Origin of the sequence: Bacillus sp. bc15, assembly GCF_900142585.1 — a bacterium.
Classification (GTDB): domain Bacteria; phylum Bacillota; class Bacilli; order Bacillales; family Bacillaceae_G; genus Bacillus_A; species Bacillus_A cereus.
Window position 1 is genome coordinate 921926 of the sequence record NZ_FRBJ01000001.1, and the last position, 12255, is coordinate 934180.

A 12255-nucleotide genomic window follows, 5' to 3' on the forward strand; every position below is an offset into this window, starting at 1 on the left:
GTGAGCACGGTGGGGAAACTCAGTTTTACTTTTAATAAAATTAGAAAAGATTATATTCAAATGCTAGTTGGAAGAAAACGCCCTTCTTGGGCTCCGGTTAAAAGAAAATTAGTAAGAGTCCCTCATCGCGCAGGGGCTCTTTTTCTTCATACAGAAACGGAGGAACGTCGTATTGATGTTCCTCTTGTAATTAAAGCAAAAAAAGATATGGCTGATTTACAAAAGGTAAAAGAAGATTTAGCGGATTGGCTATATACAGAGCAACCAGCCGAACTTATTTTTGATGATGAATTAGACAGGACATATCTAGCTTTAATTGATGGTTCTGTAGACTTGGATGAAATAGTCAATAGAGGAAAGGGTGTCATTACTTTTGTTTGTCCAATGCCATATAAATTAGGGAAACAAAATACTCATACGTTCTCTCAAAATGGCTCTACAGAAGTGATGACTTCTTTTATCAATCAAGGGAATATAGAAGCACCTCCAATTATTGAAGTCGAAGCTCAGAAACCCAGTACATTTTTAGATGTGTGGTTTGGTGAGCAGCCGTATAATCGTGATTACTTCAGAATTGGTTATCCTTTGAAAACAGAGCAATTACCCGTAGAAAGAAATCAAAGACTTATATGGGACGAAATGGCTACCACTGTAGGTTGGAGTAAAGTCAGTTCAATGGAAGATGGCAATCCAATTGGTGAAATGAAGTCAGATAAATACCAATTCTTTTGTTCTGATTTTGGTGCCAGTACAGGGAAAGAATGGCATGGTGCAGCTGTTAAAAAGAATATACCTGGGGGGCCAGTGCAAGATTTTATTATGCAAGCCTATGTTACATGTAAGAGTAAAAAAATTAATGAAATGGGCCGAGTTGAGATAGCGATACTCGATGAAAATAGCAAGGTTCTTTCAAAAATTGCTATGAACGATCTCTTTTGGCAAGCTGAGCAAAATTTCGGAACGATGGTTATTGGATATGATAACAAGCCAGGGAAAGCAGGGTTGATTTATGAGAGTGGTGATTATCCGAATACATGGAATCAGTATTTCGGTCGATTGTGGATAGCTAGAACCGGCAATGTATGGGAAGCATATATTTCAAAATTTTTGCCAGGGACAGAGAAAGATGATTCAGAACGTTTTGCACGGTGGACAGATGAAAATAACTACCATATGGAAAAAGCCGCACAAATTCAGATTAGTATTATGCAATGGCAAGATGTTCCGCCCGTAGAAGCAATGTCAGTTAGTGATTTGAAGTTTTGGAAAGTAAATTTAAATACCAAAAACGATCCGCCTTACATTTTTGACGCAGGAGACAAAATTATTATTGATACGGAAAAAAGTCTTGTAACAATTAACGGTAAGAATGCAATTAATTTAAAAGATATTTTTAGTAATTTTCCAACTGTAATACGTGGCGAGAATTTAATCGAAATAATGCCATCAGATGTTAAAGCGACTGTTAGTTATAGGGAGAGATATAGATGAGAACACCAAGCGGCATTTTGCATGTTGTGGATTTCAAAACAGATCAAATCGTTGCAGCTATTCAGCCACAGGACTATTGGGATGATAAAAGGCATTGGGAAATCAAAAACAATGTTGATATGTTGGATTTTACAGTTTTTGATGGCACAACTCATTCGGCTACGTTACAACAACAAAATCTTGTTTTAAAAGAAGTTCGAGACGGAAGAATTGTACCATATGTTATTACAGAAGCTGAGAAGAATTCGGATAAACGATCCATTACCACATATGCTTCAGGAGCTTGGGTTCAAATCGCTAAGTCAGGCATTATAAAACCACAACGAATAGAAGGTAAAACAGTAAACGAATTTATTGATATAGCCTTAGTAGGAATGAAATGGAAACGTGGAAAAACAGATTATGCAGGATTCCACACTATGACTATTGATGAATTTATTGATCCGTTAACGTTTTTAAAGAAAATAGCTTCTTTATTTAAATTAGAAATCCAGTACCGCGTTGAGATTCAAGGTTCACAAATAATTGGATGGTATGTTGATATGATTCAAAGGCGTGGTCGAGACACGGAAAAAGAAATAGAACTGGGGAAAGATTTAATAGGTGTTACACGTATTGAACACTCAAGAGACATTTGTACAGCGCTAGTCGGGTTTGTGAAAGGTGAAGGCGATAATGTAATTACTATTGAAAGCATTAACAGGGGACTCCCGTATATTGTTGATAATGATGCATTTCAACGATGGAATGAACGTGGTAAACATAAGTTCGGTTTTTATACGCCGGAAACAGAAGAATTAGACATGACTCCAAAACGTTTAATGACGTTAATGGAAATAGAATTAAAAAAACGTGTCAATTCTTCCGTTTCTTATGAAGTAGAAGCACGATCGATTGGACGTATTTTCGGACTAGCACATGAACTAATTAATGAGGGCGATACGATCCGAATCAAAGATATAGGCTTCACTCCTAAATTATACCTTGAAGCACGGGTAATTGCTGGTGATGAATCTTTTACGGACCCTACACAAGATAAATATGTGTTTGGTGATTATCGTGAAATTACTGATCCAAACGAAGAACTACGAAAAATTTACAATCGAATCTTAGGGTCATTAGGCAATAAACAAGAGCTGATAGATCAGTTAGATAAATTGGTGAAAGATGCAAATGAAACAGCTAGTAATGCTAAGAAAGAATCTGAAGCAGCGAAAAAACTGGCTGAAAAGGTTCAAGAGAATCTTAAAAATAACACGGTAGAAATCATTGAAGCAAAGAATCCACCGACAACGGGGATGCAGCCTTATAAAACACTTTGGCGTGATATTAGTAATGGGAAGCCTGGTATTTTGAAAATATGGACAGGCGCAGCTTGGGAATCGGTTGTACCAGATGTTGAATCCGTTAAGAAAGAAACACTTGAGCAGGTTAATAAAGATATTGAATCAACAAAAACAGAATTAAATCAAAAGGTTCAAGAGATACAAAATCAGGCGACGGGACAATTCAACGAAGTAAAGGAAAGTTTACAAGGTGTCAACCGTACAATTTCTAATATTGAAAATAAACAAGTTGAAATTGATAAGAAAGTAACTAAGTTTGAACAGGATTCTAATGGATTTAAAACTTCTATTGAATCATTAACGAAAAAAGATACTGAAATTAGTAATAAATTAAATACTGTCGAATCAAATGCGGAAGGTACAAAAAGGGCTATTTCTGATGTGCAACAAACAACAAGTGAACTAAAGAAAACAACTACTGAAATAGAAGAAAAAGCTGGGAAAATCAGTGAGAAGTTAAAGAATGTAGAAACAAAGGTTAATAGTGATAAAACTGGTGGACGTAACCTTTTATTAAAATCAAATGTTAAATATGAAAAAACAGACTATCTAATCAATCAATATTCTCTAACTGAAAATTTCTTTGCGGGTGAGGAATATACCTTTGTAATTAAAGGAAGTGTCCCACAAGGGCAGAAATTTGGAATTTGGCAGAATGATGGGTCTAGCAATGTTGGATATGCAACAAGTGTTTACGCTAATGGAATAACTTATGTAACCTTTAAAGCTGTTGTGGCTACAAGTGGAAATGAACGAAAGTTAAGCTTATATAACTATCCGAGTAGTACTACGAAATCTATTGTGGAATGGGTTGCCTTGTATAAAGGGAATAAGCCGCAGGATTGGACGGCACCTCCTGAAGAGCAGGTAACAACAGATGAATTTACCAAGAAAACAACTGAGATTGAAAAAAGTGTGGATGGCGTAAAAAACACTGTAACCAGTGTTCAAAATAGCCAAGCTGGATTCGAAAATCGTATGAATACAGTAGAACAAACAGCAACTGGATTATCTTCTACAGTGAGCAATTTAAATAATGTAGTATCAGATCAAGGGAAACAGCTTACTGATGCAAATACACAACTCGAACAACAGGCAACAGCAATTGGGGTGAAAGTCGAGCTAAAACAAGTAGAAGATTATGTTGCTGGATTTAAGATACCTGAGTTGAAACAAACAGTTGATAAAAATAAACAAGATTTGTTGGGCGAATTAGCTAACAAGCTTGCGACAGATCAATTTAATCAGAAGATGACTTTAATTGATAACCGTTTCACTATCAATGAACAGGGGATCAATGCAGCAGCGAAAAAGACAGAGGTATATACAAAAACGCAAGCAGATGGACAATTTGCCACATCATCTTATGTAAGAGATATGGAAACCCGTCTTCAGTTAACGGAAAAAGGCGTTAGTATATCTGTAAAAGAAAACGATGTAATCGCAGCATTCAATATGAGTAAAGAAAACATTACTTTGAATGCAAATAGGATTAACTTAGTAGGTTTTATTACAGCAAATCATATCAAAGGAAAAGTTTTAGAAGGAGTAACACTTAAAACGAGTGGAAACAGATTTGTTGAAATAAATAAACAAGACATGAAGATTTTCGATTTAGATAAGCCACGTGGTTATATAGGATTTATGGAGACAAATGATGGAAGTATTCAACCTTCATTAGTCCTTGGTTCTGATAATAGAAAATACGCTGGTACAGGATCATTTTATATTTATCAAGTCATGCCGCGAATTAATGGAGTCGATCAACCTTCTAAAGCGTATGCAAAATTTGGGGTTTCTAAAGGAGAAAATGCAGAAGGAACTAATATTTGGTCAAATTATATTCAAATGCAGAATGACGGTGGACATCTGAGCGTATATTCAGATGGACAATTTCGTTTTCAAAACTTGAATGATATTATTTTTGAATCTGAAGGATGGGCTCCAGGATATGGTTACTTCTCTGTAACTACAACTGAACCGCATATTTTTAACAATAACAAGGGACAGTTTACTTTCAAAAGAAAAGGCAGTGACTATAAAATACATTTCATAAACGGCGCCACCGATCATGATTTAATCATGGGTAATGCAATGATAAGATCAAGTTTTGTACAAGGTTATAACAACGGATTACAGATTAAAGATATGATGGGCCAAGGATGGAAAGATATAGAATTAAGAACGCTACGAGCGCAAGAAAATGTAAATGCCAATGGTCAAATGTGGGCGAAAGCATTTAATCCTACATCAGCTAGGAATATGAAAGAAAATATAAAAGATATTCCTTTCTCCGCTCTTGATAAAATCATGAGTTTAGCTATCAAACAGTACAACTTCAAGGACGATATGTATGATCTGTATCAAATGCGTGTGAACAAGCCGGAAGAACAAACGGAACCATATACAACAAAAGAAATTGAAACATATTTCGGTATGATTGCAGACGATACGGATGCTATATTTACAGATAAAGAGAAACGGGCCATTAATTTATATAATACTGTTTCGATCTTTATTGCAGCTTTCCAGCAGCAGTATCATGAATTTAACGAAGAGTTAACTACTGTTAAAAGTGAGAATAAACAACTAAAAGAGCAGGTTGCGACCCTAGCAAGCAATGTTTCCACATTAAAAGGTTTAGTTCGAAATTTAATAGGTGAGAAACGGGAGCAGTCATAAGCTATTTTTATTTTGTACAAAATACGGATTTTGTATGGAAATTCCTACGATGTATTCACCATGAATAAGGTTGTCTCATATCATATAAAGATTGCTTTATTAAGATGATAAAAGGATGTGAATGTATTGGAAGATGTATATGTAAAAATCGATAGTTTAAAAGCAGAACAAAAAGAAATTATGCGTGATATTCGTAATTTAGAAACTCGCACAACAATTAATGAGAAAGACATCGCTACAATTAATAAGCAATTAGAAAAGATTAGTATGAATACAACTTGGATTTTACGAATTATTATTAGCGCAATCACAATGTCGGTTTTGGGTTTAATATTAAAAGGAATGATATAAAACCTTAAAATAAAAGTACTTATTGAAAGAGGGACAAGCGTCTCTCTTTTTTATTATAAATAAGGAGTGAAAAGATGGATCGTATTGATGTATTAATGAAAACATTTGTAGCAGCCTTCGGCGGTTTTTGCGGATACTTTCTGGGAGGATGGGATACAACATTGAAAGTTCTAGTTATGATGGCAGCTATCGACTATTTAACAGGAGTATGCGCAGCAGGATATAACGGAGAATTGAAAAGTAAAGTTGGTTTTAAGGGCATCGCCAAAAAGGTGGTGCTTTTTCTTTTGGTTGGAGTGGCGACTCAGTTAGATACAGCACTTGGAAGCAATAGTGCTATTCGTGAAGCGACAATTTTCTTCTTCATGGGTAACGAATTACTTTCACTTTTAGAAAATGCTGGACGAATGGGTATTCCACTTCCACAAGCCTTAACAAATGCAGTTGAGATTTTAGGTGGCAAACAAAAACAAGAAGATAGAAAAGGAGATGTTAAGTAATGGGACATATTATTGATATTTCAAAATGGAATGCTGACATTAACTGGCCTATAGCAAAGCAATACATTGATTTCATCATCGCTCGTGTACAAGATGGTTCAAATTATGTAGATCCATTGTATAAAGGATATGTACAAGCTATGAAGCAACATGGTATTCCTTTTGGTAACTATGCATTCTGTCGTTTCGTTTCAGAAAATGATGCAAGAATAGAAGCTCGTGACCTCTGGAACCGCGGAGACAAGAACGCGACAGTCTGGGTTGCAGATGTTGAAGTAAAAACAATGAATGATATGAGAGCGGGCACACAAGCATTTATTGATGAACTACGCCGATTAGGTGCTCAGAAAGTTGGTTTATATGTTGGTCATCATATGTATGCTCCGTTTGGTATGGCAAATGTAAAATCTGACTTTGTTTGGATTCCTCGTTATGGTGGTAACAAACCAGCTTATCCATGCGATATTTGGCAATACACAGAGACAGGTAATGTACCTGGTATCGGTAAGTGTGATTTGAACCAATTGATTGGCAGTAAACCGTTATCTTGGTTTACAGGAGAGGAACAAACAGAACAATTTGTTGCTAATGGTGGTTATCAATATGTTAAATCTGGTGGTTTTGGTATTTCATTGGTTCAGGAAGTCGTAAATGCTATGACTGAGCGTGGAACTAAAGGGAAAGTTATTTCTGACCCATCAACTGGTATAGCATACGTACAAACCGAAGTGTTACCAAATGGTGAGCTCGATAAAATTACAGCTTGGATGGACAATCGACCTGAAGGTAAATGGTGGTACGAGTATATTAAAGTTAAATAAGAGAATAGTTAGATTAATAAAAATAAGAGCCGTCCTATGGGCGGCCTTTTTTTATTTCTATGTAATTAAAATTTATTTTTAGATAATACCTTGAGTATTGGAAGATTATTTTTCTAATTGTGTCTAAAAGAGTAGACTGTTTATTTTATATTCAATAATTCATCAAATTTAAATTATGTATTTAATTCAAAGATATCTGTATTGTACAAAGTTTATATGATGTGGGATTGGGATTCAAAGTTGATTACTGTGAAGTAAAGAGAAATTCACTTTTATAAGGAGGAATATTTTTGTTTACTATTCTAATTTATCTGATTTAATAAAGGGAAAATTATTGTAATTTTTGGTGAGGAAAGTATCAAGATTTTCCATAGAAACTTCCTTCGAAACTTTTATCTGAATTTTCAGAATAAATAGGGGGACGTTTGTTTTTATACCAAAAGTCAGCAAGTCTAAGCAAATTGTAATCAAAAACATAGTCTATCTTATAAAGCAGTGAGGCAGTTCTAAAATAAGATGAGATTTACTTTACTAGTTTTCATTTCTTATAGTAAGTAAGTTTGATTCAAAAAGACTTCTTCACTACTTTATAAATTTCAACGGAAAGGTTGATGAAAATGGCAGAACATCATGAAGATGAAATCCGTACTTTGTTACGCGCGTTTCAATTAGTAGGAGCAAGAGTTGTATTATTTTTACCTTCATTCCACGTAGAAGGTTTTATTACTCGAATCGGGGAAACTTTTGTTACGCTTCGTCGTGGTAATGGAGAAGGCGTAGAAGTAGAAAGTAATGATAATGGAAATGCACTTGAAAATCCTAACCAAATTAGTGTCAAAATTAGTAGTATTTTATCAGTTAGTGATGATCGAGGAGCGTAATTAGCAAGCTTAAAAATGCACTAGGTATTTGTAATCCTAGTGCATTTATTTAAAAATTATATGAAATTTAAATAAATGATTTATCAAATAAGGAATTTAAAATTAATTACATACAAGACTAGTGATAGTGCAATTACCTAAAATATAAGTAATATCAATATTTTAGGTAATTGCACTATCACTTTTATACAACTCATGTTTACAATATAATACAAACTTTTATAGGAGGGGATTATATGTGTAAGTTCTGTTCAAATCAAAAAAATACCAAATTTAAATTATTTGATATAAAACCTATCCCGTTTTTTATTCCATCGAAATCTTTTGCAAATTCATCGGAGCTTCAGGAATCGCCTGACACTTCAACAAAACCGATAAGGCCTCAAAAGTCACCTGATACTTCAATAAAACTAATAAGACCTCAAGAATCCGCTGATGCTTCTGCAAAACCAATAAGGTCTCAAGAATCACCTGATACTTCAACAAAACCAATAAGACCTCAAGAATCCACTGATGCTTCTGCAAAACCATTAAAAAAACAAAAATCCTCTCGTGTTTTATTAAAATTAAATGATACTTTTAATAATCCACCAACCTCTAAAAAATTCATACTATCGCGAGATAATTCACAATTAATATATAGTCAAAAAGAATCTCATTACCAAATAGATACATCTAATAATATTGAAATAAAAACAATTGAAATTAAAAAACTACTACGTGATTATCAATTAACCAATTTATACATTATATTATTTTTAGAAGATATTCATATCAAAGGTTTTATACTGCAAATTAGCAAAGATCTAGTTACTATTATTGGACCAAATATAAAAGTAGAAAGCAATTCAACAGATAATCTTATAGGATCACCAAACAAAATTAACGTAAAACTTGAAATGATTCAAGGGATTGGTGATGTAGGAGCTTCTCTCTCTAGCTAAGATAAATTTGTATATCAATATGGATAATATTATTTATGCATTCATATTGATATACAGTTATTACTGTAATGTGAAACCAATATTTCTTTTTGAATTTGCATTGAATCTATTAGTTCTTGCTCAAGTTGTTCTTGTGTATCATCTGTAACTAGTGATTTAGGAATTTTATTTAATTAGTTAAGAAACTCGTTATTTCCAATGAACTATTCCGGAATTGAAACGAATGATTTCCACTTTACTATACCTCTCCAATGTAATTACATAAAATAAGGGTATATCCTCAGAACATAAGTACTTCAATGGGAAAATAATTAGTATATAAGAAGGTGCGTGTATTATCTAAATAAAAAAGTGCTAACAAGTTTGCAAACGAACTTGCTAACACTTATACAGAATAGACATAGATTATCGCTGATATGTCTTCTTTGAAAATAGCTTAAATCAGTTAAATCACACTTATACGAAATGCTCATAAAAACCGTCTTAATATCAAGAATATAATCATCCAGATATTCCTTTACTTTTAAGACGAAAACGAGGCATGATATTGATTTCTACCTCAGAGTTTGCGTCAAATAATAAAAAAATACGGTTTGTAAAACTAAAAATACAACAAGCTACAACCGGCATGAAATGGATTAAGATATTTAGAAATTTAAAAGATGATTTTCAAATAGGGGGAGAGGTGGATTTAGACCATATTCTCCAATATCCGAAAGATTATATTGTAGGAGAAAATAAAAGGGTGTTATTTCCATACAATGAGAGAATTTATAAAGTTCAAGGTACTAAAATAGAACCGGGTATAACAGTAAAGGAAAGAGAGTATTTATTTAAAGAATTTCAGCGTAAATTCTCTTATTTCACAATACTTCCAGAATGTAAAAAGGTAGCTACAAATAACAAAAATGAATTATTTCCTTTATTTGCACCAAAAGGATTAGAGACATTAATATTAGAAGTTTGGTCTGAAAATATAGCGCTGGAAATAGAACAAGCATTACTTGATAGCGAAATTGTTTTGACTAAAGTTGGTGAAAATTCTTATGTATTGAATACAGATTTTCCAGTGTTATTAAAGATTGTGAGATACAATATTGAAAAGGTGTTACAAAATCCATATAAAATGCAATATTGCCAAAAATATAAAACAAATCTTGTAGATGATGTTAAGAAAGCTGTCTATGCTACCGCGGGTAAGCGCAGTGATGCGACATTAGCATTAATCGCGATGAAAAATTGTGATGGACGCGAAAAAATTGATCCAAAACAAATCATTAGAGAGGGATTTGCACGAACAAACCGTATTTCAACATTTATTAATTTATTTATAGGCCAAAATGTATCTCGTAAAACAATTGTAAATAGTGTTTTTAGTCTATTAGAACAAAAAGGATTTTTGAGGCGTAGTTGGAATAAGATAAATCTACCTTGTACATATGTTAGTTTATCAATTGAACGAATATCGAAATTCGATTTCTTACCTATTTTTTCAAAAATAAAAGGAAAAGAAATTTTATATAAATTATATGGGAGTACAGAGTGGCAAACGATTGATTACGTATTATTAAATATAAATAAACATAATGCATTTTTACCACAACCATCAAAGAGAAATGATATGGGAGCTCTTTTTAAACAATATGTTTTCGAAACATTAATGGAAATTGTACAATATGCAAAAGAACAAAATAAACAAGTTTACTTCATTGTAGATGCAAATTTGAGAAAATATTGGATAAAAGAGTTACAAAATAAAGAAATTAATATAGATATTTTACCTGATATTGTTCCAGAGGTGTTAAAGGTTCCAAATTTAAATATTATTAGAATAAATACAGGTTTTGATGTACCAAGTTACGGTGTAATAGAATCTGATGATGCTCTAGATAGCATTGGCTTATATGCAGATCAAAAAGGGATGTATTATAGCACTGGTGAATATTCACTTAATTGTAGTGGGATTTTTCAGCGATATATACTTGAAATTCTACCATTAGGTGTAAAACCTGTAGAAAGGGATTATATCGCTAAAATGATACATTACATGTGCTGTAATTCTAGTATGCTTTCGAAAAAGAATGTACACATGACATATTCCATGCATATGGAAAAGATAATAAAGAGTTATATTACTGACATAGATGCAAGAGAGTTTAAAGAATTTAATGATGAATTGGATGTAGATGTAGTAAAAGTAGAAAAGAAAGATTCAATTATTCTACTTTAAATACTTGTAAACAAATCCTGCTCGTTATATCGATCAGGATTTGTCATTTTTTTATGTAAATAAGGATATCCTTTGTCAAGTATCTTTTCGTTTACATATTTACTTTATGTGCAGACAGGATTAATATGTTTTTTAGAAATACAAAAACTATTTCATATGGAAAAACGATTTTTATTAATTGAAAAAATTTGAAAGGAATGGGGAATTGTGAAGAAATTAGATGTGCTCTTAATGCTACTGAGCGGCCTCTTTCCAATTGCAGGACTTACAAAGCAAATCCCTCTAGAACAATCTATATATATTGGAGGGCTTTTATTTTTTACTAGTTTCGGTAGTTATTTTGCTAAAAAGATGTATTCACGTATATGCAGCTGGATAGCGTATGCGCCATTTATAACATTACTGTTAGTTATTTGGCATCAGGATATTGCAACAAGTTCAATCATAGCAAATGCGAAAATTGCTGCATGTGTCGCGTTAATTCCATGTTTATTCCGTTTTCGTACATATGGACTTACTTTGGGCTTATTCTCATTATGGGCCGCTTTACTATGGGATATAAAAGAAGTACAGTCGTTAGTCATACTTGAACGCATAACGAGTTTAATGACAAGCCATTATGTATATATATTACTATTAATTGGAGGACTTGTAATAGGAGGATTACTCGCGATGTTCATTCACCGCAAAGAGAAAGATAATAATAAAGAAAATATAAATCTACTTGGACCAAAAAAGAAACACAAAAGATTATCATTTAAGATTCGTCTTCCAAGATTACCGAAATTAAGGATAAAACTATTTAAGTTTGGTGGAAAAGAATCTAAAAGTAAAATGCCAGAAAAAATCCATGAGTATAAGTACGAAGAACCAGTTGCAACATATGAAATGACAGAGCAAATAGATCCATACAAAGAAAATGCAGTTCAAGGTCAAACAAGGATGGAACGCCGAAGAAATAGGTATAATGCATAATGAAGTTTAATAACCCCGTAATGACTTATCTTAA

General features: G+C 33.0%; 9 protein-coding genes. All 9 read left to right on the forward strand.

The genetic code is table 11. The annotated features are described in order from the left end of the window. Window positions 1–9: 9 nt before the first annotated feature. The 9 genes from BUA87_RS04565 (at window position 10) to BUA87_RS04605 (ending at window position 12221) form a co-directional block, all read left to right on the forward strand. A complete protein-coding gene (locus tag BUA87_RS04565) occupies window positions 10–1491 on the forward strand; it encodes a distal tail protein Dit (RefSeq protein ID WP_072938546.1) in 1482 nt (493 codons plus the stop codon). Then, window positions 1488–5519, forward strand: coding sequence for a phage tail spike protein (locus tag BUA87_RS04570; protein ID WP_072938549.1), 4032 nt, complete (start codon window positions 1488–1490; stop codon window positions 5517–5519). Before BUA87_RS04565 ends, BUA87_RS04570 begins: the two co-directional genes overlap by 4 nt. A gap of 126 nt (window positions 5520–5645) precedes the next feature. Further along, on the forward strand, window positions 5646–5870 hold the full coding sequence (locus BUA87_RS04575; RefSeq protein ID WP_000390479.1) for a hypothetical protein: 225 nt from the start codon (window positions 5646–5648) through the stop codon (window positions 5868–5870). A gap of 74 nt (window positions 5871–5944) precedes the next feature. After that, on the forward strand, window positions 5945–6370 hold the full coding sequence (locus BUA87_RS04580; RefSeq protein ID WP_072938552.1) for a phage holin family protein: 426 nt from the start codon (window positions 5945–5947) through the stop codon (window positions 6368–6370). Beyond that, the gene (locus BUA87_RS04585) at window positions 6370–7191 is read left to right on the forward strand and encodes a GH25 family lysozyme (RefSeq protein ID WP_072938556.1); all 822 of its coding nucleotides are present in this window, start codon (window positions 6370–6372) and stop codon (window positions 7189–7191) included. The genes BUA87_RS04580 and BUA87_RS04585 overlap by 1 nt, the downstream gene beginning before the upstream one ends. Before the next feature lie 617 nt (window positions 7192–7808). Continuing rightward, the gene (locus BUA87_RS04590; protein WP_000807597.1) at window positions 7809–8072 is read left to right on the forward strand and encodes a hypothetical protein; all 264 of its coding nucleotides are present in this window, start codon (window positions 7809–7811) and stop codon (window positions 8070–8072) included. 236 nt (window positions 8073–8308) lie between these two features. Then, a complete protein-coding gene (locus BUA87_RS04595) occupies window positions 8309–9016 on the forward strand; it encodes a hypothetical protein (protein WP_072938559.1) in 708 nt (235 codons plus the stop codon). A gap of 547 nt (window positions 9017–9563) precedes the next feature. Continuing rightward, on the forward strand, window positions 9564–11246 hold the full coding sequence (locus tag BUA87_RS04600; RefSeq protein ID WP_000626126.1) for an RNaseH domain-containing protein: 1683 nt from the start codon (window positions 9564–9566) through the stop codon (window positions 11244–11246). A gap of 207 nt (window positions 11247–11453) precedes the next feature. Next, on the forward strand, window positions 11454–12221 hold the full coding sequence (locus tag BUA87_RS04605) for a DUF3959 family protein (RefSeq protein ID WP_000732179.1): 768 nt from the start codon (window positions 11454–11456) through the stop codon (window positions 12219–12221). Window positions 12222–12255: the final 34 nt, after the last annotated feature.